18 protein-coding genes and 1 pseudogene are annotated in these 23,566 nt (G+C 69.7%); 15 read left to right on the forward strand and 4 right to left on the reverse strand.

Features of this window, described 5'->3' with window-relative positions; translation table 11 throughout:
• Positions 1-7 precede the first annotated feature (7 nt).
• Positions 8-925 carry a DMT family transporter gene (locus DEP02_RS20780; protein WP_157977496.1) on the forward strand — a complete coding sequence of 306 codons (918 nt, stop codon included), beginning with the start codon at positions 8-10 and terminating at the stop codon, positions 923-925.
• A gap of 411 nt (positions 926-1,336) precedes the next feature.
• Here DEP02_RS20780 and DEP02_RS20785 read toward each other — a convergent pair whose 3' ends face one another.
• Positions 1,337-1,624 carry a TlpA family protein disulfide reductase gene (locus tag DEP02_RS20785; RefSeq protein ID WP_112469192.1) on the reverse strand — a complete coding sequence of 96 codons (288 nt, stop codon included), beginning with the start codon at positions 1,622-1,624 and terminating at the stop codon, positions 1,337-1,339.
• Positions 1,625-1,648: 24 nt separating this feature from the next.
• Positions 1,649-2,734, reverse strand: a complete 1,086-nt coding sequence (locus DEP02_RS20790; protein WP_112469193.1) for a YVTN family beta-propeller repeat protein — start codon at positions 2,732-2,734, stop codon at positions 1,649-1,651.
• 744 nt (positions 2,735-3,478) lie between these two features.
• On the opposite strand from DEP02_RS20790, the gene DEP02_RS35345 reads away from it, so the two are divergent.
• From DEP02_RS35345 to DEP02_RS20805, 3 genes are read left to right on the forward strand one after another with little or no spacing between them, the layout of a single operon-like run.
• The gene (locus DEP02_RS35345; protein WP_112469194.1) at positions 3,479-4,339 is read left to right on the forward strand and encodes an SMP-30/gluconolactonase/LRE family protein; all 861 of its coding nucleotides are present in this window, start codon (positions 3,479-3,481) and stop codon (positions 4,337-4,339) included.
• Positions 4,332-4,625: an SDR family NAD(P)-dependent oxidoreductase gene (locus tag DEP02_RS20800; RefSeq protein WP_112469195.1), complete on the forward strand. Its 294-nt coding sequence runs from the start codon at positions 4,332-4,334 to the stop codon at positions 4,623-4,625. Before DEP02_RS35345 ends, DEP02_RS20800 begins: the two co-directional genes overlap by 8 nt.
• 23 nt (positions 4,626-4,648) lie before the next feature.
• Positions 4,649-6,262 carry a long-chain fatty acid--CoA ligase gene (locus tag DEP02_RS20805; protein WP_112469196.1) on the forward strand — a complete coding sequence of 538 codons (1,614 nt, stop codon included), beginning with the start codon at positions 4,649-4,651 and terminating at the stop codon, positions 6,260-6,262.
• Between the two features lie 359 nt (positions 6,263-6,621).
• Here the strand turns inward: DEP02_RS20805 and DEP02_RS20810 are convergent, their stop codons facing one another.
• On the reverse strand, positions 6,622-8,436 hold the full coding sequence (locus tag DEP02_RS20810; RefSeq protein ID WP_232839213.1) for a helix-turn-helix domain-containing protein: 1,815 nt from the start codon (positions 8,434-8,436) through the stop codon (positions 6,622-6,624).
• A 144-nt stretch (positions 8,437-8,580) separates the two neighbouring features.
• Here DEP02_RS20810 and DEP02_RS20815 point away from each other — a divergent pair, with 144 nt between their 5' ends.
• From DEP02_RS20815 to DEP02_RS20875, 11 genes and pseudogenes are all read left to right on the forward strand, one after another.
• Positions 8,581-9,969, forward strand: coding sequence for an MFS transporter (locus DEP02_RS20815; RefSeq protein WP_112469197.1), 1,389 nt, complete (start codon positions 8,581-8,583; stop codon positions 9,967-9,969).
• Positions 9,970-10,910: 941 nt separating this feature from the next.
• Positions 10,911-12,212 carry an extracellular catalytic domain type 1 short-chain-length polyhydroxyalkanoate depolymerase gene (locus DEP02_RS20820; RefSeq protein WP_438947785.1) on the forward strand — a complete coding sequence of 434 codons (1,302 nt, stop codon included), beginning with the start codon at positions 10,911-10,913 and terminating at the stop codon, positions 12,210-12,212.
• 605 nt (positions 12,213-12,817) lie between these two features.
• Complete coding sequence (locus tag DEP02_RS20830; protein WP_112469199.1) at positions 12,818-13,615, forward strand: 3-hydroxybutyrate dehydrogenase; 798 nt, start codon at positions 12,818-12,820, stop codon at positions 13,613-13,615.
• A 100-nt stretch (positions 13,616-13,715) separates the two neighbouring features.
• Complete coding sequence (locus DEP02_RS20835) at positions 13,716-15,110, forward strand: MFS transporter (protein WP_112469200.1); 1,395 nt, start codon at positions 13,716-13,718, stop codon at positions 15,108-15,110.
• 140 nt (positions 15,111-15,250) lie between these two features.
• Positions 15,251-17,182 carry a helix-turn-helix domain-containing protein gene (locus DEP02_RS20840; RefSeq protein WP_112469201.1) on the forward strand — a complete coding sequence of 644 codons (1,932 nt, stop codon included), beginning with the start codon at positions 15,251-15,253 and terminating at the stop codon, positions 17,180-17,182.
• A 688-nt stretch (positions 17,183-17,870) separates the two neighbouring features.
• On the forward strand, positions 17,871-18,125 hold the full coding sequence (locus DEP02_RS20850; protein ID WP_198668506.1) for a hypothetical protein: 255 nt from the start codon (positions 17,871-17,873) through the stop codon (positions 18,123-18,125).
• Between the two features lie 629 nt (positions 18,126-18,754).
• On the forward strand, positions 18,755-18,958 hold the full coding sequence (locus tag DEP02_RS20855; RefSeq protein WP_112469202.1) for a cold-shock protein: 204 nt from the start codon (positions 18,755-18,757) through the stop codon (positions 18,956-18,958).
• Positions 18,959-19,302: 344 nt separating this feature from the next.
• Positions 19,303-20,796 (forward strand): DEAD/DEAH box helicase, encoded by a 1,494-nt coding sequence (locus DEP02_RS20860; protein ID WP_112469203.1) that lies wholly within the window; start codon positions 19,303-19,305, stop codon positions 20,794-20,796.
• Positions 20,797-20,842: 46 nt separating this feature from the next.
• Positions 20,843-21,247 (forward strand): annotated as a pseudogene (locus DEP02_RS20865) (CBS domain-containing protein).
• A gap of 50 nt (positions 21,248-21,297) precedes the next feature.
• Positions 21,298-21,684, forward strand: a complete 387-nt coding sequence (locus DEP02_RS35350) for an SCO5918 family protein (RefSeq protein WP_269809370.1) — start codon at positions 21,298-21,300, stop codon at positions 21,682-21,684.
• Between the two features lie 245 nt (positions 21,685-21,929).
• Positions 21,930-22,133 carry a cold-shock protein gene (locus DEP02_RS20875; RefSeq protein ID WP_030052720.1) on the forward strand — a complete coding sequence of 68 codons (204 nt, stop codon included), beginning with the start codon at positions 21,930-21,932 and terminating at the stop codon, positions 22,131-22,133.
• Positions 22,134-22,407: 274 nt separating this feature from the next.
• Here the strand turns inward: DEP02_RS20875 and DEP02_RS20880 are convergent, their stop codons facing one another.
• Positions 22,408-22,968: a hypothetical protein gene (locus DEP02_RS20880; protein WP_198668507.1), complete on the reverse strand. Its 561-nt coding sequence runs from the start codon at positions 22,966-22,968 to the stop codon at positions 22,408-22,410.
• Positions 22,969-23,566 lie beyond the last annotated feature (598 nt).

Here is a 23,566-nt window from a genome sequence, read left to right on the forward strand (position 1 = left end):
CGGGAGAGTGCTTAGCGTCCTGCTGGCCGTGCTGGCGGCCATGGGCAATGCGTTGGCCTCCGCGCTGCAGCGCAAGGCCGCCCGTGAGGAGCCCCAGGAGGAGAACCTGAGCCTGCGCCTGGTGTGGCACCTGCTGCACCGCCCGGTGTGGTTCGGCGGAATCCTGTCGATCATCGTGAGCTTCCTGCTGCAGGCTGTCGCCCTGGGCAACGGCCAGATCTCCGTGGTGCAGCCCTTGCTCGCCCTGGAGCTGCCGTGCGCGCTGATCCTGTCCGGCCTTCTGCTGGGCAGCCGGCTGGGACGGCGCGAGTGGGGCGCCTCGGCGGTGATGGCGGTGGGCGTGGCCGGTCTGCTCATCGCGCTCGGGCCCAGCGGCGGGAACATCTCGTCCGTCTCCTGGGTGGGATGGCTGATCGGCTGTGGAGCCAACGGGCTGCTGATCGCGGCCGGAGTGCTGTGGGCGCGGACCGTGTCGGGTGCCCGGCGGGCGGCTGTGCTGGGAGTGACCACCGGCTGCACCTTCGGCCTGACCGCCGCGCTGATGAAGGGCATGACCAACACGTTCTCCCACGGTCTGACCGCCCTGCTCACCGGCTGGCAGCTGTGGGCCATGGTCGCCGCCGGCGCGGGCGCCATGTTCCTGCTGCAGTCGGCGATGCAGGCGGGCAGGCTGCTGGCCACCCAGCCCGGCCTGACCATGGCCGATCCGGTGATCGCCATCCTGTGGGGAGTGCTGGTCTTCCACGAGAGGGTCCGCGGGGGCCTGTTCGTCCTGCTGGCGGTTCTGGCGGCCGCGGCCGTCGCGGCGGCCGTGATGGTGCTGTCCCGCTCCCCGCTGCTGAGCGGCGAAGGCGGGCAGCACGAGGGCACCGACCGGCCCGGCCACGACGAGCCCACCGGTGCACGGCCCAAAGGCACCGGGTGAAGCCGCGCCGGCGGGTCCGGGCGCTTGCCGAACGGGGCATCCAGGCCGTGGGCGGACGCGCGCGGACCAGGGTCGTCCTGACACTCGCCGGTGCCCTGGCGATGGACGGCGCGGACAAGGGCACCGTCTCGGCGGTGGCGCCCCAGCTCACCCACGCGTTCGGCATCAACAACACCCAGCTCGGACTGCTGGTCACCGTCACCGCGCTGACCGGCGCGGTATTCACCGTTCCCGTCGGCCTGCTCACCGACCGTCACCCTGGTCGCCGCCGGCCTGCTCGGCCTGGTCGCGATGCGCAGCTACCCCCGCGACGTGGTCACCGCGGAGGCGTCCACCCGGCGGATCGAGGAGTCCCGGTGAGGAGGCCGCGAGCGGGCGGGCTGAAGCCGGCCGCCGAGTACCGGGTACCGCTCAGTCCTCGCCCAGCAGTTCCCGTACCGCCGCGTGCAGTTCGGCCGGTGTGGTGTCGCCGACCGCGCGTACGAGACCGTGTTCGTCGACGAGCACATTGGTCGGGACGCCGGTGATGCCGAGGCGGGCGGCGTACTCGCCCGTGCCGTCCAGGAGCACGGTGGCGCCGATGTCCCAGACGGCGGCGAAGTTCGCGGCCTCCTCCCGCGGGTCGGTGTTCTCCCACACGTTGATCATGATCACGTCCAGCCCGAACCGGGCCGTACGGAGGCGCAGCTGCTCCAGCACCGGCGCCTCCGCGTTGCAGGGGCCTCACCAACTGGCGAAGAAGTTGATCACGTATTTCTTCTCGGCCCACTCGCGGGTGGTGCGGATCCGGCCGCCGCGCAGGTCCGGCAGCGCGAAGTGGGGCAGCGGCCGGCCCACCAGGGGGTGCACGGCGGGCCGTACCGGGCCGGGCAGCCAGGGCCGGTGGACGAAGGAGAGGGTGCCGCTGCCCGCGTTGGACACCAGCAGGGTGTCGGAGACGGGGTCCAGGGCGCAGTCGCCGGGGGCGTTGCCCACCGTGACGCGATGGGTCTCCCGCCCTGCCGCGGTGTCCAGGACGCTGACCGTGCCGGCGCCCCGGTTGCAGACGTAGAGCCGCTCGCCGGGGGCGTCCACGCACATGCCGACGGGGGCCCGCTCCACCGGTACCTCGTCGAGCACGGTGCCGTCGTCGAGCGACACCCGGCTGACCGTGCCGTGCAGTGAGCTGGCCACGTACAGGTGTCCGACGGCCGGGTTGGACACCACCTTGCAGGGCCCCTCGCGCACCGCGATCCTCCGCAGGGGCCGCAGCGTGGCGGCGTCGAAGACGGTCACGGACCCCGCCATGAAGTTCGCGCAGTAGCCGAGGCCGCGCCCGGCGTCGACGGCGACGCTGCCCGCCCCGAGTTCGGCGGGCACCGTACCGATCACCTCCAGACGGTCGGCGTCGATGGCGGTGACCGTGCCGTCGGCGGTGTTGCCCGCGTAGACCCGGCGTAACCCCGAGTGGTGGCCGAGTCCGGCGGGGTAGCTGCCGACGGGGAGCCGCACGAGGCGCGCGCCGGTGTCGGCGTCGAGCACCGTCACCGTGTCCGAGCGGGCGTCCGCCGAGAACAGCCGCCGGGTCGGCCGGTCCAGGACGACCGGGATCGGCTCACGTCCCACCGGGGCCCGCCAGACGGGGGCCGCCCGGTCCAGGTCCAGCGCCACGACCGCGTTGCTGCGGGAGCAGGCCACATAGGCGCGCCGCCGGTCGGGATCGACGACGACCGCCTCGGGCCCCTTGCCCACGGGGCAGTGCCCCCGGACACGATGGGAGAGGTCGACCGAGCAGGCCGGCCCCTGCGCCGACATGTCGCGGTTGTCCATGCTCTGAGGGATATGCCCAGACCTGCCCGTTTAAACAAGTGTGCCCCGGGCGGCGGTCGAGGGCGACGGCCGGCACCCTGCCCGCATACCGGCTCATGGGGATCCTTCGTGAAGACCAACGGGAAGTGGTCTGCCGGGCCGGACGGGGAGGATCTTCGCGGAGCCGCCACAGCGTGGGACGGCCTGCACGGGGTCCCGGCCCAGGCGACCGAGGAAGTGTGGGACGTGAGGGTGTGCAAGGGCGTGAGCGAGACACCGGCGAACGTCCTGCGGTACTGCTTTGACGGGCCGGAGCAAAGCCCCTGCCCTGAGCCTGGATGCCTCACCGGGTACCGCGTGGCGCAGGTCGTAACGACCGTCCAGGGGCGTCCAGTCGATCCAGGGCAGGCGTGCAACGGCAGGCCAGCGAGTCGCACGCCGGCCCCATGACAGCCGGCGCCGTCCCGGGGCAAGGGCCCGGCACGGGAAAACGACTCGTGGGTGAGGTCAGTCGGTCAGGCTGTGAGAACGATCGGCAGACAGCCGTTGGCCCGTTCGGCCAGGCCCTCGGCCTCCGGGTCCCGTGGCTCGCAGAGCAGGAGTTTCATGCCCAGCGGCCGGTGAAGCCGTCCGACTCTCCTCTTCACGTCCCTCAGAACTGGTCCGGAGTGTAAGGAATCGCTGCCAAAGCGAGGGAATGAGTGGGAGGTTCTCACCTCTCCTGGTCCCGCAACCGTACCTAGGGTGACTTGCGGCACGTGGCGGATGCCGCGTCGAGAAGCCACTCATGAACATGGATCACACCTGTTGTCACCCACCGCGCTCCACGAAGGCTTCCACTTTCCCGGAAGAGGCCGCCGGCACGACGGCCGACTCCGGGTCTCCGACACGCACACCGGCGCGAACTTCCGTATCGGCCCGGACGGAGATGAGACGCCGGAGGTCGTCACACGTGTCGACGGCCAACCCGCCGGCCGGCGACGGACCGCTGCCGATCAACTCTGTGCTTCGTCGTGCCGGGCGCAAGGACGACCTGCGGGGCAGCCAGGCCGTCCACGCCGACCCATCGGCGACGACGGCCGCCCCGATCAACGACATGGTGATCGACGACACCGGCACAGTCCACGTGGGAGACCTCGACTGCGACCGTACGCCGACGCGCCCCAACAGCCGGGACCGGTCTCCACGGTCATGGCGAGCGGACAGGCCCATGTCGTGGCGTCGGACATGGTCTTCTCCAACGGCTTCGTGGTCCTGCCCGGCCCGCGAACCCTGATGGTCGCCGAGACCTGGGCAGCGCGCCTGACCGCCTCCGACCTCGGCGAGCAGGGAGAGCCGCGCGACAAGCGACTGCGGGCACCGCTTCCGCAGGGCTCCTCGACCCCCGACGGCCGCTGCGCCGAGGGTGAGGGCGGCGTCCGGGTCTGGTCCGTCGCAACCGGCCTCTTCCCGCCCATCTCCCCGGCAGCCCACGGAGACCGAGGAGCAGCAGGGCCGGAGCAAGGTCGTCCGAGTGGGCCTTCCCTGCCCGTACCGGCCCACCGGCCCAGATCCTCCACCCATCTCCCGATCCGAGCCCGTCTCCTGGGGCAGACCCGACGACCGAAAGAGAAGACCCATGCCTGATCAGTCCCACGTCGCGATCGTCACCGGAGCCCCTCAAGGCATCGGTGCCACCGTCGCCGAGCACCTTGTCCGGGACGGCCACCGTGTCGCTGCACTCGACCTGGACGCCACCGCGTGCAAGCCGGCCGTAGGCGCCGGCGTCACCCCCGGTGGCTCCGCCGTCGCTCCGGGGACGGACGGCGACGACGAGACGGCAGTCGCCACCGCGGTCTCCTTCTCGGTCAAGGACGAAGCCTCCCGCACCACCAGCCAGACCCTGCACGCCGCGGGTGGTCCCAGGTGCTGAGGGCGGCCGGGGAAATCGACGTCATGGACGGGCTGATGCAGCCACGGCCGCTCACCATCGCTCACATCCTGGAGCGTGCCGAGCGGCTCTACGCACACAAGCACGTCGCAACGGCCGGCGCCGAGCGGTGTACGTACGCCGACGTGGCCGACCACACCCGGCGCCTCGCAACCGTCCTGGACTCCCTCGGTGTCCCGGTGGGCGCCCGCGTCGCCACGTTCGCGAGCAACAACCGACGCCACCTCGAGATCTATCTCGCGGTACCGGCCACCAAGCGGGTGCTGCACACGATCAACATCCGGCTTTCACCGGAGCACCTTGAGTACATCGTCAACCACGCCGAGGATGACGTGATATTCGTCGATCGTGGGCTGCTTCCGCGGATCTGGCCGAGCGTCGACCAGCTCCCGCGGGTGCGGCACTGGGTGGTGCTGCCCGACGGCAGCGACACGGCGATCCCGGTGGACCCCCGCATCCTGGACTACGACGAGCTGATCTCCGGTGGGGATCCGTTCGCGGGATCATTCGAGGACACGTTCGCGCTTGCGGACGAGAACCTGGCCTCCGGGCTGTGCTACACCTCCGGGACGACCGGACCGCCCAAGGGCGTGCTCTACAGCCACCGGTCGACGGTCCTGCACTGCCTGGGGACACTCGCGGCCGGCCTCATCGGCCTCAGCGAGAGCGACGTCGTGATGCCGATCGTGCCCTTCTTCCACGCCAACGCCTGGGGCCTTCCCTATGGCGCGATCATGGCGGGCGCCTCCTTGGTCCTTCCCGGCACCTCCGCGGATCCGGCTCACCTGCTGCAGTTGATGGAGGCCGAGCGGGTGACTGTCGCGGGTGCCGTTCCCACGGTGTGGACGAGCCTGGTGCCCGAGTTGCGGGCTTACGATTTGAGCGCCACGCGGTTCCTGCTCGGCGGCGGCTCTGCCGTTCCCCCGGCGCTGTCCGAGACCTACCGCGCCGCGCTCGGAGTACCCATCACCCATTCATGGGGGATGACGGAGGTCAGCCCCGTCGGGGCCATCGGCGGTACGCGCACCCAGCACCGGGAAGCGACCGCAGAGGAGCAGGTGGCCGTGCGGGCCGCCCAGGGCCAGCCCCTGCCACTCGTGAACGTGCGGATCGTCGATGTCGAGACAGGCCGGGAGCTGCCGCGCGACGGCCGCGCCGTCGGCGAGCTGCAGGTGGCGGGACCCTGGGTAGCGGGTGGCTACTTCCATGTGGACGGGGGTGACAGCTTCACCGACGACGGCTGGCTGCGCACCGGCGACCTGGCCACCATCGACGCCGATGGCTACCTGCGACTTGTGGACCGGGTGAAGGACCTGATCAAGTCCGGAGGCGAGTGGATCTCCTCGGTTGAGCTCGAGGCCGCCATCGCCTCACACCCCGACGTCGTCGAAGTCGCCGTGATCGCCCGCCCGGACCCGCGGTGGATGGAACGCCCCGTCGCTTACGTCGTCCTGCGCGACGGCAGCGCCGCCACGGCCGAAGAACTCTTGCAGCACATCACGCCGATGGTCGCCAGGTGGTGGCTGCCCGACGAATTCGTCTTCATGACCACACTGCCCAAGACGGGCACCGGCAAGCTCTCGAAGAGCGCCTTGCGGGACTCGACGCGTATCGCCTGAGCCGCAGTACACCTGACGGGACCGGACGAGAGAGGAAACGCTGCGCGTGACGACCGCATCGTCAGCGTGGAGGGGGCCGCATGCCGGGTGGCGCCGGCTGCCGGGATGTCGGCCACCGTGCCAGGGTGCACCGTCAACCGGTTGTGCGGTTCGGGTCTGCAGGCGATCCGGCCGGCCGCCATGCGCGTTACGCCGGGGGCGGTGCCGACATTGCGCCGGCCGGCGGCGCCGAACCGACTTGGCTTCGCCGCGCTGCCCACGGAACGGATTCCGGCGGGTGACACGGAACTCGGCGCCGCGTACCGGCCGACAGCGCTTCGTTGGTGCACGGGGAAACCGGATACGGACGGCGCGGCGTCTCACGATGGGGCGGTTGCGATCGTTCTGAGTTGGTGCAGCCGGAGTCCGAGTTGCAGTTCCAGTTCGTTCTCGTGGCGCCAGTCGGGGCCGAGGACGTTGCTGACGCGGTCCAGTCGCTTGAGCAGCGTGTTGACGTGCACGTACAACGCTCGGGCGGTCGCCGTGACGTTGGCGCGGTGGGCGTAGTAGGCACTGAGGGTGTCAACGAGGTCGGTACCGCGTCGCTGGTCGTGGTCAAGGAGCGGGCCTATGGAGTCGGAGATGAAACGGTCGAGCTCGCGGGCCCGTTCGGTGTCGAAGATCATGGCGTAGAGGGCGTATCGACCAGTTGTGGCGCCCAGGTCGGTGTGTCCGATCGCTCGCATCACAGCGCCGCAGCGACTGGCCAGGGAGAAGGCGCGTGACCAGTCGTGATTGACCACCCGTTCTCCGATGACGAGGACGGGGTCACCCAGCGTGCGGCGCAGTCGCTGGTGGACCTCCTCGACGGTCCGGTCGTCGTCGATGCTGTGGAGGATCATCGTGGCCTTGCCCAGATGTTCGCCGGCCAGTCCGGAGCGGTCTCGGGCGATGTCGTGCAGGTGGTGCGAGAGATCGGTCGACGACAACGTGGGGGAGTCCGCGACGAGGACCAGATCCAGGCGGTCGGTGTCGATGTTGCGGGCCCGGGTGCGGGCGCGCTGGGCAGGGCTGATCCCGGGGCTGCCGACCATGAGTTCGGTCAGGAGCTCTCCGCTCAGTCGCTCGCCGGCCTCGGCAACGGCCCGCTCCTTGAGGATGAGCAGCCCCAGGATGTGGGTGGCCCGCTCAAGGGTCCGCAGGTCCGTGTCGTCCGGGGTGCCGTGGTCGGCGACTGCCTCTCGGCTCCACGCCAGTGCGCCGAGGTAGTTGTCGCCCGCCTGGATCGAAGCCACACTGCGGGCGACTCCGACGGTGCCGACCGAGGTCGTGCAGCGGCCTGAGCGGCGCGCTTTCTTGACGGCATCGGCCAGGTCGGCCTCCGCCGGGGTCCGGCACGGACTCGACGCCGACTCCCGGTGAACGAGAGCGGTACCGGTCCTGTCGAGGAGTGTGACGCCTCCGCCCAGTTGATCGGCGAGAAGCTGCGCGACATCGCCCGGTGTCCCGCCCCCCAGCACAACACCTGTCAGGGCTTCGTGGATCGCCTGCGCTCGCTGCATGACGGCCATGTGGTCCTCGATCTTCCGGTACGCGCTCTTCAACTCCTGCAGGGCAGTCCGGCTCGCCTCGTAGAGACGGGCATTGTCGAGGGCGACCGCGGCATGATCGGCGAATGCGCTCAGCAGTGCGATCTCGTCGGCCTGGAAGGATCGCTCGGAACGGTCCCCGGCGAACAGGGCGCCCACCGCTTCACCTCGTATGACCAGTGGCACACCGAGAAGCGCGACGAGTTCTTCGGTGGCGACCAGGCGGTCGAAGTCCGGATCGCGGACGATCAGGGTCGTGGCGGCGTAGTTGCGCACCCAGTGCGGGCTTCGGGAGGCCAGCACCTTGCCACCAAGCCCCACACCGGCCGGTATACACGCCGCGAGGAAGGAGGAAGAGATCGTTCCCTCCGACGCTCTGGCCGACAGTCTGCCGTCCGCGCCGACCAGCGAGAGGTAGGTGAAGTCGGCGCTGATCAGATCGTGGGCATGGTGGACGATCGACTGCAGTACCTCATCGAGCTCGCCCAGCGCGGTGAGCGACTTGGCAGTCGCATACAACGACGCCAGTTCGCGCTGTCGGCGCACGAGCGAGCAGGACTCCGCCTCGCCGCACGACTTCGCCTCGCCACCGGGGTAGCTGACCACGGTGCCGTCCCTCCTCAGCATCGGGTGGGAGAAAGCCCCACCGAACCGGCGCGAGGTGTGGGTGATGTACACCTCAACCGCAGAGTAACGGCGCCTTAATGTCACCGTCATCATCTTCCTGCGCTATCCACGAAGGCGGCATGTATGGCAACCCCGCTCGCCCAACCCGAAGGACGGTCCGAGCGCCTCGGCGCCGGCCTGTCCACGGCTCGGAGTCGAGCCTCCCGCAAGCTGCTGGCCGCGGGGCTCATCGCAAGCTCGATCGAGTGGTACGACTTCTTCCTCTACGGCACCGCAGCCGCACTGGTGTTCCCCCGTGTGTTCTTTCCGCACTCCTCGGCTCTGATGGGGACCCTCCTTGCCTTCAGCACGTTCTGGGCAGGCTTCGTGGCGCGTCCGATCGGCGGGGTGCTCGCCGGACACTTCGGTGACAAATACGGACGCAAGCCGGTCGTCGTCACCTGCCTGGTGCTCATGGGGGCCGCGACCTTCCTGATCGGCTGCCTTCCCAGCGCAGCGTCCGTCGGCGTGCTGGCCCCGACGCTGCTGGTCACGCTGCGCTTCGTACAAGGGATCGCGGCCGGCGGCCAGTGGGGCGGCATCGTGCTCCTCCTCACCGAGTCCGCCAGTCCCAAACGACGCGGCTTCGCCGGAACCTTCGGACAGACCAGTGTCCCGGTCGCCGTGATCATCTCGAACCTGATCTTCGTGGCTGCCGGCAGCCTGATGCCGGATGACGCCTTCCTCAGCTGGGGCTGGCGCATCCCCTTCCTGCTCAGTGTCGTGATGTTCCTGGTGGTTCTCTACATCCAGACCAAGGTGGAGGACACGCCGGAGTTCCGCGAGCTGCAGCGGGAGACGTCGCGGCCGGAGAGCGCGGTGGTCCGGGCTCCGCTGGCACAGGTCATTCGAAACAGGTGGGGAACCATCCTCCTCGGCTGCGGGCTCCTCTCAGCCACCAACAGCCTTTTCTACGTCAGCGTCTCCGGACTCCTGAGCTATGGCACCGACTCTCTCGGAATCGAGCGCAACCCCCTGCTCGCGGTCGTGCTGGCCAGCTCCGTGGCGATGCTCGTGACCCTCCCTTGGTCCGGTCACATTTCGGACAAGGTGGGTCGTCGGCCGCTGATCCTGGTCGGCGGTCTGGGGGTTGCCGTCTGGGCCTTCCCGTACTTCCGGCTGGTCGACACCGCGTCACTGCCGCTGATCTTCGTCGCGGTGGTGGTGGGTTTCGTGTTCCAATGCCTCACCTACGGCCCGATCGCGAGCTTCCTCGGCGAGCTCTTCGCGCCCAGCGTTCGCTACTCGGGCGCATCACTGGCCTACCAGCTCTCCGCGATCATCGTCAGCGGCGGCACCCCGTTCCTCATGACAGCACTCATCGCAAAGACCGGAAGCACCATGCCGGTCGCCGCCTACATCATGGTCATGGGGCTGATCACCTTCGCCAGCGCGTGGTTCCTGCCCGAGACGAACTCCGCTGAGGTCCGAAACGATCCGCACGCCGTCCCGGGCGCGCACCTCCACCGCTGAGAGGTCCGGTGCCGAGCGGGTCCACGGCCGACCGGCGCTGCGACCGGGCGACCGAGTCGGCGACGGCGCGGGATCCGGGTCCGGTCGGAGCTCGGCTTCGGCCACATCACGCAACGTGAGGAGCGTCCGCCTCACATCAGGAGTGAACCGTTCCGGGTTCGATCGAGCCTCCACGCTCCAGTGCCGTCCGGCCACCCGGACCAGCACATGCAGCGGTACGGGTGTGGGCGTGCGGCAGCGGTGGAAAGCGAGTTCGCCGGCGCGTTGGCTGCGGCGGATGAGCATCCGAGGCCGGCCTGGGCGGCCGTCGGGGTCGGGGTCGAGCCGGGCCCGGTCGTAGGAGCGGTGTCCTTCGGCGCCGGCGCCTGCGGAGATCCTCTGCCAGGCGGTGCGCGGGATGCGGGTGGCCGGCGCGTCGGCGCGGAAGCGGCCGGGCCCGGTCGGGACGCGGTGGCGGCAGGAGACGGCCGGCACGTAGCCGATCTGCTCGTGCCCGCACATCTGGAGGCGCCTGCCGGTGTCTGATTAGCAGGCGTCTCCTGACGGCACAACCCCTGTGCGTCCCCGTCGTGGCAAGCAGGCTGTAGGGCTCCCTGCCATACCGCGGCTCGTCGGCCGCCCCTACGGTTCGGACACCGGGCGCTCCCGCCTCAACCACGCCGGGGGAGTGTCCGGTGTCCCCCCATGACACCCAGGGAGCCGCCATGCAGCCGCCGCCACTTCGGAGAGCCGCCGCCCCGCTGTCCCGTATCCCGTCCACACCGCCCGTCGTTGCGTCGCCGCGCACGTCGGGGGGTGCGGGGCGCGGATTGCTGTCCCGTCTCGTGGCAGTCGTGGTCCTCGTCCTCACGGCCGCCCTGGCCGGTCCGGCGCCGACCGCCCACGCCGCGGTCGGCCTGACCAGGGTCACCAGTTTCGGCGCCGACCCCGGCCAACTGAGCATGTACGTGTACCGGCCCGCGTCCCTGCCCGCCCGGCCGGCGGTGGTGTTCGCGCTGCACGGCTGCACCCAGGACGCCCAGACGTACGCCGACAACTCCGGTCTGCCCGAACTCGCCGACCGGTACGGGTTCCTGGTGGTGTTCGCCGAGACCACGACGTCGAACAACTTCAACAAGTGCTTCAACTGGTTCCAGACCGCCGACAACCGCAGGGGGCAGGGCGAAGCCGCGTCGATCCGCCAGATGGCCTCGCACACCGTCTCCGCCTACGGCGCGGACGCCCGGCGCACCTACGTCACCGGCCTGTCCGCCGGCGGCGCCATGACGTCGGTGATGCTCGCCACCTACCCGGACGTCTTCCAGGCCGGAGCGGTCGTCGCGGGGCTGCCCTACGGCTGTGCCAACGACGTCGCCGGCGCCTACGGGTGCATGAACCCCGGAACCGACCTGACCCCGGCCCAATGGGCCCAGCGGGTCCGCGACGCCCATCCCTCGTGGTCCGGTCCCTGGCCGCGCGTGGCCGTCTGGCACGGCGACAAGGACACCACCGTCGTGCCGCGCAACGCCGACGAACTGCGTGACCAGTGGACCGCACTGCACGGCCTGTCCCAGACGCCGACCCGCACGTCCGTCATCGGCCCGAACTCCACCCGGCACGAGGAGTACGCCGCCGCGGACGGCTCGGTGGCCGTCGAGGTGAACCGGGTCCCGGGCATCGGGCACGGCACACCGGTCGATCCCGGCAGCGGGGCCCAGCAGTGCGGCAGCACCGGCGCCGCCTACTTCCTGGCCTCCATCTGCTCCAGCTACTGGATCACCCAGTTCTTCGGCCTGCAGGACTCCGGCCCCGAGCGCGGTACCCTGCCCGCTCCGACCGGCCTGGCCGTGACCGGAGCCACCGACACCACCATCAGCCTGAGCTGGGACCCCGTCGACGGCGCCGACGGCTACGCCGTCCACCGCGACGGTGTCCCGCTCGCCACGGCGGACTCCACGTCCTACACCGACACCGGCCTGACCGCGGGCTCCTCCCACACCTACGCGGTCGCCGCCCGCGACGCCGACGGCAGGGCGGGACAGCTCTCCGGCACGGTCACCGCGCGGACCACCGGCACCGTGACCGCCTGCTGGACCGCCACCAACTACGCCCACGTCCAGGCGGGACGCGCCACGACCAGCGGCGGCTACACCTACGCCAAGGGCTCCCAGCAGAACATGGGTCTGTACAACACATTCATCACCCACACCCTGAAGGAGTCACCCGCCGGCTACTTCACCCTCGCGGACGGAACCTGTCCCTGACGCGGAACCGGTCACAGCCGCGGACGCTTCCCTCAGCGTCCACGGTCACGTGCCCGTCATGGTGGCGGCCCACCTGAGAGAAGCCGCCGCCGTGGCGGGCACACACATATTCCCGTGCAGGGCTTGCCGCCCAGCCTCCAGCCCGTCCGTCCAACGCCGCCCGCTGGAGGCTTTCATGGCTTTGCCCATCGGTGTCACTTCGAGCAGGAGAGGGCGCACCGCACTCGGTGCTCTCGCCCTGGCCGCCGCCGCAGCCCTGCTTCCCTCGCCGGCCTCGGCCCGGCCGGCCCCCGACCGCGCCGCCGGCCCCTGCTGCCGTGCCACCGCTCGGCCTTCACCGCCCTGGAGACCTGGCTCACCACCGGGCACCGCCCGCCGGCGAACCACACCGTCGCCCGGCCCGAAGGCGCCACCCCGGCGAGCCTGCTCACCAGTTGCCGTCTCGACGGGTAGTCACCCGGTGGCCGCGGCCCTACGCCACGGCCGCCGCGTGCCCTGCCCGACTGAACGCCTCGGTCTGTGGTGGTGCCCGCTACAGGCCGAGGCGTCATTGTGTTAGCCGCATACATAGGTGTGGCGTGACGGCGTGCCTACTGTTTCCGGCCATGACAAGCGAATCCCGTCCTCCCACCGTCCGCTCGGCGCCCACGGGCGCCGGTGTGGACCTGACGCCCCGGGCTGCCCTGGTCACCGGCGGTGGCAGCGGTATCGGCAAGGCGTGCGCCGCGGCGCTGGCAGCGGCGGGTGCCATGGTGTACGTGGTCGACCGGGACGCAGAGGCGGCCAAGGCGGTCGCCGCCGAGATCGGCGGCGAGGCACACATCGCCGACCTGGCCGACCCGGCCGCGATCGACGCGCTGCCGGCCGAGGCCGACATCCTGGTCAACAATGCGGGTCTGCAGCACGTGGCGCCCGTGACGGAGTTCCCGCCGGAGCGGTTCGCCCTCATCCAGCAGGTCATGGTGACCGCCCCGTTCCTGCTGATGCGCCGCAGCCTGCCGCACATGTACGCACAGGGCTGGGGGCGGGTGATCAACATCTCCAGCGTCCACGGACTGCGGGCCAGCGCCTACAAGTCGGCCTACGTCGCTGCCAAACACGCGCTGGAGGGCCTGAGCAAGGTGGTCGCGATCGAGGGCGCCCCCCACGGCGTGACCAGCAACTGCATCAACCCCGGTTACGTCCGCACCCCCCTGGTGGAGAACCAGATCCGCGACCAGGCCATCGCTCACGGGATCAGCCCCGAGGACGTCCTGACCGATGTGCTGCTGCCCCGCTCACCCATCAAGCGCCTGCTGGAGGCGGAGGAGGTCGCCGCGGCCGCGCTGTGGCTGTGCGCCGACCACAGCAGCTACATCAACGGCACCTCCCTGCCCCTCGACGGTGGCTGGGGAGCCAACTGACCCGGCGCCTCCGGCGACGCCCATGCGCCGTCCCTGTCCCCACGACTCCCCCCCACGTCTGTCCCTGCAACCGCAACCGCACCCGAGAACCGGTGAATCGATGACCGAGACCACAACCGCCAAGCCGGACGAGCCCCGCTCCGGCGGCATCGCCCGCATCGTCAGCGCGAGCCTGATCGGCACCACCATCGAGTGGTACGACTTCTTCCTCTACGGCTCCGCCGCCGCGCTGGTGTTCAACACCCTCTTCTTCCCGACCAGCGATCCGCTGGTGGGCACGCTGATCGCGTTCGTCACCTACGCGATCGGTTTCCTGGCCCGGCCGCTCGGCGGCGTGGTCTTCGGACACTTCGGCGACAAGATCGGCCGTAAGAAGCTGCTCGTCCTCAGCCTGCTGATGATGGGCGGCGCCACCTTCGCCATGGGCCTGCTGCCCACCTACGGCACCATCGGGGTGGGCGCCCCGATCATGCTCACCGTCCTGCGCCTGGTCCAGGGCTTCGCCCTGGGCGGCGAATGGGGCGGCGCCGTGCTGATCGTCTCCGAGCACGGCGGCGCCAAGCACCGCGGCTTCTGGGCCTCCTGGCCGCAGTCCGGCGCCCCCGGAGGCAACCTGCTGGCCACCGGTGTTCTCGCGCTGCTGGCCGCCGTTCAGTCCGAGCAGGCGTTCCTGTCCTGGGGCTGGCGCATCCCCTTCCTGCTCTCCGGTGTCCTGGTCGTGATCGGCCTGTGGATCCGCGTCTCGGTGTCCGAATCGCCGGTCTTCCTCGCGGCCCGGGCCAAGGCCGAGGCGGAAGCCGCCGAGGGGGCCAAGGAGAAGGCTCCCGTCATCGAGGTCTTCCGCCGCAGCTGGCGCGAGGTGCTCGGGGCCATTGGCACCCGGTTCGGTGAGAACGTCTCCTACTACATCCTCACCTCCTTCGTGCTGGTCTACGTCACCACCCACCTGGAGCTGCCGAAGAGCACCGCACTGAACGCCGTCCTGATCGGCTCCGCCGTCCACTTCTTCGTCATCCCGCTGTGGGGAGCGCTCTCCGACCGCCTCGGTCGCAGGCCCGTGACACTGATCGGCTCGGTCGGCATGGCCGTCTGGGCGTTCGCCTTCTTCGCCCTGCTCGACACGGAGTCCTTCGTCGTGATCACCCTCGCGGTCACCGCGGGTCTGCTGCTCCACGGCGCCATGTACGGACCGCAGGCCGCCTTCATCTCCGAGATGTTCGACACCAAGGTCCGCTACTCCGGAGCCTCCATGGGCTCACAGCTCGCCTCCATCGTCGCCGGCGCCCTTGCTCCCATCATCGCCGTCGAACTCCTGAGGAGCTACGGGTCCTCGACGCCCATCTCCGTGTATCTCTGTGCCGCCGCGGTGGTCACCACCGTCACCGTCGCCGTCATCAAGGAGACCCTCGGCCGCGACCTGACCGTGTCGGCGAAGGAGTCGACGCCGGCACCGCGACGACGGGAGTCGTCGATGGCCGGTACCGATCGGGTCTGAGAGGCACGCCATCGGGTGCGGTCCGCTCTGTCGAGGAGACAGGGCGGACCGCACCCGCGCCAGTATCAAGTACTGCGCCACGCACGGCACCTCAGCCGACCCGCGACCCAGCCGCGCAGCCGGAAGGGAGGACTGCCACGGTGACCGACGTGACCACCGGGAACGGACCCGCCGACGCAGCGACGGCGGCACTCCGGGAACTGCTCGCCCTGCTCGCCGCCGGCGCTCCGGCCGAGCGACTGGCCCAGCCCGCCGCACAGGCACGTGCCGCCGGTGCCGACCCGCACGAACAGGACGTCATAACCGAGGCCACCCGGACCGCACTGAGCATTCACCGGACCCTGGCCCAGCGCCGGCGACGGGAGGCCGAACTCGCCGCCCTGTTCGACACCGCGAGCGACTTGGCCGCACTGCGCGACCTGGACGCCGTGCTGCGCGCCATCGTGCACCGGGCCCGCACCCTGCTGGGCACCGATGTCGCCTACCTCACCCTCAACGACCCCGTCGCAGGCGACACGTTCATGCGGGTGACCGCCGGCTCGGTCTCCGCCACCTTCCAGCAACTGCGCCTCGGCATGGGGGAAGGCCTCGGCGGCCTGGTCGCGCAGACCGCCCGCCCCTACGCGAGCCCCGACTACCGCACCGACCGCCGCTTCAAGCACACCGGGGCCATCGACGAAGGAGTCGACGAGGAGGGCCTGCGCGGCATCCTCGGCGTGCCCCTGCGCGTCGGCCGGCGCGTGATCGGTGTCCTGTTCGCCGCGGACCGCACTCCGCGCGACTTCACCCCCGAGGCCATCGCCCTGCTCGCCTCCCTGGCCGACCACGCCGCCGTGGCCATCGACAGCGCACGCCTGCTGGAAGAGACCCGCTCCGCTCTTGTCGAACTGAACGCCGCCAACGAAACGGCTCGCGCCCACAGCGACGCCCTGCACCGCGCGGCCGACGCCCACGACCGGCTCACCGACCTGGTTCTCAGAGGAGGTGCCGTCGACGAGGTCGCCCGCGAGATCGCGGCCCTCCTCGACGGAGGCCTGGCCGTCCACGACGCGGACGGCACCGAACTCGCCCGCTTGAAAACCGGCCCCGTCACCCTGCCCGAGCAGGGAATCGAAGCTTCCCGCAGAGGTGGGCGGGCCGTCCCCGTCGACGGCAACTGGGTGTGCGCCGTCCTGGCGGGCCCGGAACTCCTCGGCAGTCTCGTCCTCACCGGCCGGGCCGATCTCACTGACGCCGACCGACGCCTGTTCGAACGAGCCGGTCTGGTCACCGCTCTGCTGCTCCTCCTGCGCCGGTCGGTGGCCGAAGCGGAGGACCGCGTCCGTGGCGAACTCCTCGACGACCTGCTCACCGCCCAACAGCCGGGCGGCCATCGCAACACGGGCAGCCTGACGCTGCGCGCCAGAAAGCTGGACATCGATCTCGCCCGGCCCCACGCGGTACTGGTCCTCAACTGCGATCCGGCCCTGCGCTCACGCCTGCTCACCGAGGCCGCACGCCGTGCGCGCGCGCTGGGCGGCCTGGCCGGCACCCGCAACGGGCACATCGCCCTGCTCGCCTCCACCTCGCAGCCAGGCGCACTCGCCCAGGAACTCGCCCACGAACTGACCCGCGGCCTCGGCACCCCCATCACGGTCGGAGCCGCAGGCCCCGCCACGGGTCCGGAACACCTCCCCCACACCCACGACGAGGCACACCGCTGCCTCCAGGCACTCGAAGCACTCGGCCGCACCGGCGACGGAGCCGCCCTGACCGACCTCGGCTTCCTCGGGGTCCTCCTCGGCGACCGGACAGACATCACCGGGTACGTGGACCGCGCCCTCGGCCCCGTGCTCACCTACGACACCCAGCGAGGCACGGAACTCGCCCGCACCCTCACCGCTTACTTCGACAACGGTGCCAGCCTGGCCAGGGCCAAGGACGCGCTCCACGTCCACGTCAACACCGTGGTCCAACGCCTCGACCGCGTCGCACAACTCCTCGGCCCCGACTGGAACACTCCCGGCAAGGCCCTCGAAATCCAAGTCGCCCTGCGACTGCGCCACCTGGCCCGCAGGGCACGCCCGGCCTGACAAGGCGGCCACATGCTGCCAAGAGGCGGTCCGTCGAGCCGGACGCGGAGGATCTTCGCGAAGCCGCCACAACACGGGGCGGGTTGCGCGGGGTTCCGACCCAGGTACGTGAGAAATCGTGAGGTGCGAGAGCGTGCAGGGCGTGAGTGAGACACCGACGAACACCCTGCAATACCGCTTTGACGGGCCGGAAGAAGCCCCTGTCCTGATCTTGGCTCCCTCACTGGGTACCACATGGCACAGGTTGTAGAGACCGTCCAGGGGTGTCCAGTCGATCCAGCACAGGCGCGTAATGACCAGTTCAGGGCCTCACAGCCCGGGGGAGTCCGCACAGTTGGTGAGACCTGTGTGAGAGCGCGTGCGACGACGAAGCCCCGCCGGAATGCCAGCGGGGCTTCTGTGCGCAGCGGGCCACGACGGGGTGCAGCGTCCGGCGGGCGCGCCGTCGCACTCCGGCTCTCCGCTTTCGAGCGCGCGGAGCAAGGAGGCGGTGACGACACGCGTGCTACGGCCGACGCTTGGCACACGGCACGGAAACTCCCCGCGACGAGCCAGGTCGTAGCCCTTCGCCCTGGAGAACCCCAACGACTTGGAGGCGTTTTCCACGCTCCCCGTTCCGCCCAGGTGGCGCGGATGCGTGCGGGGCGGCCTGTGCGGCCCGCTCCCCGCACCGCATCGCACCGGTCGCATGGTCCTCGACAGCGTCGTCGGCCCGTGGGACTGGTACGACTTCGACGTCGTCCAGAGCCAGGCACTGCTGCGCAAGCGCGACACCTTCTTCGCCTGGACCGCCGCCCATCCGGACTGCTCCGCCCTCGGTGGCAGCGCGGAGGCGGTACGCCGCACCTACCTGCGCGTCCGCGAGGGGCTCACCGCCCAGCCGGTCGCCGGCTGCGGCCCCGCGGAGTTCGACCGCCGTCGCGGATCGACCTGCTCCCGATGACCTCGCACGTCGAGTGGTGTGACGATTCCAGAACCGGCTAAGCAACTCCTCTGACCTGCGACTTTCGGTACGGTAGTTGTCGGTCTGCTCGACCTGCTTCCGCACAGGCGACGGGTCGAGAGGACAGCTTGGCCATGGAGGTGTCCTGACCCCACCGCTGAAGCAGATCCTCAGGCGGGCAGCGGGGAAGTAGTCGTACCGCGGGATCCGGCCCTCAGCATGTCGATACGAGCTGCTGGACGCCTTCCGAAAGGCGTCTTACGGATAGCCGCGTACGTCGTCGCGCCCTGCGGTCCTGGCTGCAGTCGGTGAGACTGCTCTTCCTGGAACGTTGCACTCTGACTGGATTAATATCTATACCCGCGAAGTGAGAATTTGACGGACCATGTAGTGAGAGTTCTTGCCGCGATGAGCAGAGTGGAATTATGCAACGTGCGCAGACTGTTCCAGCGTGCTACTGTCGGTCTCAGTTGCAGTTGTGGTTCCCGAAACTTCAAGTGCCCTCGATCGGTTCTTGCCGGCGGGAGCGCTTTTGTATTTCCGGTCATTTTCCGGACGGGGTAATCATCGCGGCGACAAGGCGTCCGTGCAGTGCGGATTCCGATGTGTTGCCCCAAAGGAGATATGACATGGCTGCTGGTACCGTGAAGTGGTTCAACGCGGAAAAAGGATTCGGCTTCATCGAGCAGGACGGTGGTGGCGCTGACGTGTTCGCCCACTACTCAAACATCGCCGCTCAGGGCTTTCGCGAGCTGCTCGAGGGCCAGAAGGTGACCTTCGACGTCGCGCAGGGCCAGAAGGGCCCGACGGCCGAGAACATCGTTCCGGCCTGACGCTGACGCACATTTTGTAGCTGGGGTCCGCATCCTTCGGGGTGCGGACCCCAGTTGCAGGCATCTCCCGCAGCGGTTTCACCCGCGGGACGACGCGGAGGAATCCGCGGTCCCACCATGCGCGGCTCTTCCTTCAGGGGTGCAGGCGCATCTTGAAGAGCTGCACCGCAGTCGGCGCCCGGATCTTGCGTCCCCATCGCGTCACTCATTTCAGCACCTGTGGCCCCGGAGGTTTCCGCCGGCCAGATCTGCTTTCTTTTGTCATCGGTCCATACCTGTAATTCTCCATGTCGCTCATCGCTGCGGGAATTCCTTGATATGTGCCACATCGAGGAAGGTTCCGCATGAACCGCGCACACACGAACGACCGCTCCGCCCGGGCCCGTAATGGCAGTGCCGACGCCGGGAAGGGTGGCAGCCGCTTCGGCTCGCAGGCACCGCGCCGTTCCGGCGGGCCTGCCCGTTCCGGCGGTTACGGCCGCCGGCCCGCCGCAGTGCAGGGCGAGTTCGCGCTGCCCAGGACGATCACCCCCGCGCTGCCCGCCGTCGAGGCGTTCGCCGATCTCGACATGCCCGAGCAGCTCCTGGCCGAACTCGGCAAGCAGGGTGTGACCGCACCGTTCCCGATCCAGGGAGCGACGCTGCCGAACTCCCTGGCGGGCCGTGACGTACTGGGCCGCGGACGCACCGGTTCCGGCAAGACCCTCGCCTTCGGCCTGGCCCTGCTCGCCCGCACCGCTGGACGGCGTGCGGAGCCCCGCCAGCCGCTGGGGCTGATCCTCGTACCGACGCGTGAGCTGGCGCAGCAGGTGACCGACGCGCTCACGCCGTACGCCCGCTCCGTCAAGCTGCGGCTGGCCACAGTGGTGGGTGGGATGTCCATCGGTCGGCAGGCCGGCGCGCTGCGAGGCGGAGCCGAGGTCGTGGTCGCGACCCCGGGCCGGCTCAAAGACCTCATCGACCGCGGCGGCTGCCGACTGAACCAGGTGGACATCACCGTGCTGGACGAGGCCGACCAGATGGCCGACATGGGTTTCATGCCGCAGGTCACCGCGTTGCTCGACCAGGTGCGTCCGGAGGGGCAGCGGATGCTGTTCTCCGCCACCTTGGACCGTAACGTCGACCTGCTGGTGCGCCGCTATCTGACCGACCCCGTCGTGCATTCGGTCGACCCGTCGGCCGGTGCGGTCACGACGATGGAGCACCACGTCCTGCACGTCCATGGCGCCGACAAGCACGCCGCCACGACCGAGATCGCCGCCCGTGACGGCCGCGTGATCATGTTCCTGGACACCAAGCACGCCGTCGACCGGCTGACCCAGGACCTGCTCAGCAGCGGGGTACGCGCCGCCGCGCTGCACGGCGGCAAGTCGCAGCCGCAACGCACCCGCACGCTGGCGCAGTTCAAGACGGGGCACGTCACCGTGCTGGTGGCAACCAATGTCGCGGCGCGCGGCATCCACGTCGACAACCTCGACCTGGTCGTCAACGTCGATCCGCCGACCGACCACAAGGACTACCTCCACCGCGGCGGCCGTACCGCCCGCGCCGGCGAGTCCGGCAGCGTCGTCACGCTCGTCACACCGAACCAGCGCCGCGGCATGGTCCGTCTCATGTCGGACGCCGGAATCCGGCCGCAGACCACCCAGATCCGCTCGGGAGACGAGGCCCTGGGCCGGATCACCGGCGCCCAGGCCCCGTCCGGCATCCCGGTCGTCATCACCGCACCGGTGGTCGAACGCCCCAAGCGCAGCGCCTCCTCCCGAGGCCGACGCCGCTCTTCCTCGGCGACCCGGCGCGCCCCCGTACGCCAGCCCGTCCTCGAAACGGTGGCCTAGAACCTTCGTGATCAGGAAGTTGACCCATCTCTGCAGGAGGCACCTTTTGACGCTGATTCAGATGCAGCCCCGCTCGGCGGACGCCAACACCGTGCACAGGACGGCGGTGGAGGTCATGGACGCAGCCGGACCCGCAGGTCTGTGACGACATGAGCGTCGAGGTGGCGCTGGCCGTCATGGACGCCGCGCGCACGGGCCGACTGGTCGTCTGCGACCAGGACGACCAGCGCATCGGCCTGGTGACCCGAACCGACCTCACCGCCGTCCGCGACAGCGGCGCTCACACGGACCGCGTCCGCCTGCGCGACATCCTCGGCGACCACGGATCGTTCACCTCACCCGTGACCGCGATGGCGAAGCCGAGCACGTGATGCGCTCCCGTCGGCTCGGTGCTCTGCGAGTCGTAGACGAGCAAGGCAGCGCCCCGGGCATCCTCGCCCTCTTCCGCTGAAACGCCTCGCCCCTGGTCGGACCGTTCTTCCCTTCTCTCTGTGAGGCCACATGCGCTGCGTCATCGCCCGCTTCTCCTTCGAGCTCACCAAGGGCGGAGTGCTGGAATCGATGAAGGGCATCAAGCCCGAACCGGTTGCCGGAGAATCGGTGATCATCGGCCGTCGCCACTACCCCGTCAAGCAAGTCGGCCAAGTCATCACCCGCCAGGACCGCCGTGACTTCAGCGCCGCAGAAGTCCTCCGGGCCGTGACTCAGTTCGGCTTCACCTGCCGCGCCCTGGCCACCAGTTCGGCAACCAGACTGTCATCCACAGCATCCACGGCGGCCTCCCCGGCCTCGGTGTCACTCATCACGTCAGTCATCAACTGTCGCTTCCAGCTCGGGAGTTACACCGTTGACCGTGCAGACCCTCAGCGCCCAACGGCAGCAGCATGAGATGAGCGTGCCCGTCAGCGTCGGGCGGGCATCGCACGCACGGTCTCGGTGTGCGGAGTGATCGTTTCCTATGGTGACGCGGTGTGTGGGCGTGTAGCGTATGCGTCAGCTGTCGTGGTTCGGAATTCCCTCTTGCCCGCGCCTCTGGTGTGGGCGTTTTGCTGTGCTGTGACGCAGGGACCAGGGCGATCACCTCCGTCTGCCACAGGAAGTGGGAGGCGTTCATCGACTGGAGGGCATAGGACATGGCAACGGGAACAGTGAAGTGGTTCAACGCGGAGAAGGGCTTCGGTTTCATCGCCCAGGACGGCGGCGGCCCGGATGTCTTCGCGCACTACTCCGCGATCAACTCCACAGGCTTTCGTGAGCTCCAGGAGGGCCAGGCCGTGACGTTCGACGTCACCCAGGGCCAGAAGGGTCCGCAGGCCGAGAACATCAACCTGGCCTGACCTCGCGGCCCTGCGCGAGGGATCGCGCACGCCGCGTCCGGTGGCCGCCGCCCGTGCAGGCCCTGCCGCCCACTTGGACGAAGGCGCCTGCTCTCGTGCCGGGCGTGCACAGGATCAGGGGCCGCGCAGCCGTTGCTGCGCGGCCCTGCTGTTGAGGCGCGGGGGCCGGTGCGACCTGGGCCCGGAACCCCTGACCTCAGTCGCTTCAAGCGTCGTTGGGCTCGGGTGCCGCATGCCCTGCGCGGCTGTTCGTGCAGCTTGGAGAGGCAGACGGTCAGGCGCCCGTCCAGGCGTCGACGAAAGCTTGCCGTCCAGCCGGATCGTCCCATCTGCGGTCCGCATGCAGAACGCGCCAGGCGGTGAGTTCGAGATCCCGGAGCCACAACTCTCCGATGACCTGTGTCCTGAGGTCGGGCAAATGGTCGGACTCGGCGAGGGCTTGACCGATCACCTCCCCGGCTGCGACGCGCTGGGGCGGGGTCATCTCATCGACGGCCGAGAGGATCTGCCGGGCCAGGGCGGTTCCCTCTCCTGCCAGAGAACGCAGCACCAGAGCCTTGATGTTGACGGGTAGCAGGTAAGCGGTGCCCGAAGACCTCCACAGGTCCGACCAGAAGCGTTCTCCTGCCTTGGTGGGAGCAGGCAGAGCGGCCAGCAGCCCGAGAAGATGGCCGGTGGCCGCATAGCCATCGGAGTGGGCAGCCGCGACGACTGCGATGCCGGCGACGCCCTCCACATCGAGATGGGCGGCTTCGAGACGCGAAGCCAGACCCAATTGATGTTCCAACTGGTGTGCCAGGGCAGCGGATACGTGGGGGCGGACCTCAGGAAGCATCGGCGATCCTTGCGCGTAGGCGAGCGGAGATGCCCGTTCGTAAGCCCTGATCGTTCCCATGACCGGTCGATCTACTCGGCTTCGGCAGGCCCAATCGGCGGCAGCGCCCACGGGGCTGGAGTTCACACGGTGGCGAACCGGCCCGGGCCCGGCGACGTGGCTGGGGTTCTGGACCGGCCTCCCGTCATGTGTCCGGGTGAGGTTTCCCAGCATGACCGCATGGTTGCCAGTGACACCCAGGAGCCGGGGGAGGACGAGAAGCTGTGTCCCCCGACGCCGCGGGCAGGAACAGTTCGAGGAGCCCGATGGCGTCCCCGCGATTGGGTACAGGGGCGACGATCCGAACCAGCGCGCCCTCGCCCTTGTCCTCCACGCTCGGCCGCTGGGTGCGGATCACGTCGTCGTACAGGGTGCCCCGCAGCGTGATGCGCCGGGCGGGTTCATCGGTCTCGACACCGCCCGCCACCCCCAGCCGTACGACCGAGCCGCCGGTGCTGACTCCCGTGCCCGACCTTGGTGCTCGCGGGGCCGCGTCCGGAACCGGGGACCGTGCTGCCGGGCTGTGGCTCAGGCGTCGATGATGACGGGGATGATGAGG

The sequence above is a fragment of the Streptomyces triticisoli genome, assembly GCF_003270085.1.
Lineage (GTDB): Bacteria > Actinomycetota > Actinomycetes > Streptomycetales > Streptomycetaceae > Streptomyces > Streptomyces triticisoli.

Excerpts from the sequence above, each read along its gene's own strand:
- DEP02_RS20820 (WP_438947785.1), top strand. The coding sequence starts at position 10,911 with ATGTACGTGTACCGGCCCGCGTCCCTGCCCGCCCGGCCGGCGGTGGTG.
- DEP02_RS20830 (WP_112469199.1), top strand. The coding sequence starts at position 12,818 with ATGACAAGCGAATCCCGTCCTCCCACCGTCCGCTCGGCGCCCACGGGC.
- DEP02_RS20875 (WP_030052720.1), top strand. The coding sequence starts at position 21,930 with ATGGCAACGGGAACAGTGAAGTGGTTCAACGCGGAGAAGGGCTTCGGT.
- DEP02_RS20850 (WP_198668506.1), top strand. The coding sequence starts at position 17,871 with ATGGTCCTCGACAGCGTCGTCGGCCCGTGGGACTGGTACGACTTCGAC.
- DEP02_RS20835 (WP_112469200.1), top strand. The coding sequence starts at position 13,716 with ATGACCGAGACCACAACCGCCAAGCCGGACGAGCCCCGCTCCGGCGGC.
- DEP02_RS20815 (WP_112469197.1), top strand. The coding sequence starts at position 8,581 with ATGGCAACCCCGCTCGCCCAACCCGAAGGACGGTCCGAGCGCCTCGGC.
- DEP02_RS20790 (WP_112469193.1), bottom strand. The coding sequence starts at position 2,734 with ATGGACAACCGCGACATGTCGGCGCAGGGGCCGGCCTGCTCGGTCGAC.
- DEP02_RS20805 (WP_112469196.1), top strand. The coding sequence starts at position 4,649 with ATGGACGGGCTGATGCAGCCACGGCCGCTCACCATCGCTCACATCCTG.
- DEP02_RS20860 (WP_112469203.1), top strand. The coding sequence starts at position 19,303 with ATGAACCGCGCACACACGAACGACCGCTCCGCCCGGGCCCGTAATGGC.
- DEP02_RS35345 (WP_112469194.1), top strand. The coding sequence starts at position 3,479 with ATGCCGCGTCGAGAAGCCACTCATGAACATGGATCACACCTGTTGTCA.
- DEP02_RS20880 (WP_198668507.1), bottom strand. The coding sequence starts at position 22,968 with ATGCTTCCTGAGGTCCGCCCCCACGTATCCGCTGCCCTGGCACACCAG.
- DEP02_RS20800 (WP_112469195.1), top strand. The coding sequence starts at position 4,332 with ATGCCTGATCAGTCCCACGTCGCGATCGTCACCGGAGCCCCTCAAGGC.
- DEP02_RS20855 (WP_112469202.1), top strand. The coding sequence starts at position 18,755 with ATGGCTGCTGGTACCGTGAAGTGGTTCAACGCGGAAAAAGGATTCGGC.
- DEP02_RS35350 (WP_269809370.1), top strand. The coding sequence starts at position 21,298 with ATGCGCTGCGTCATCGCCCGCTTCTCCTTCGAGCTCACCAAGGGCGGA.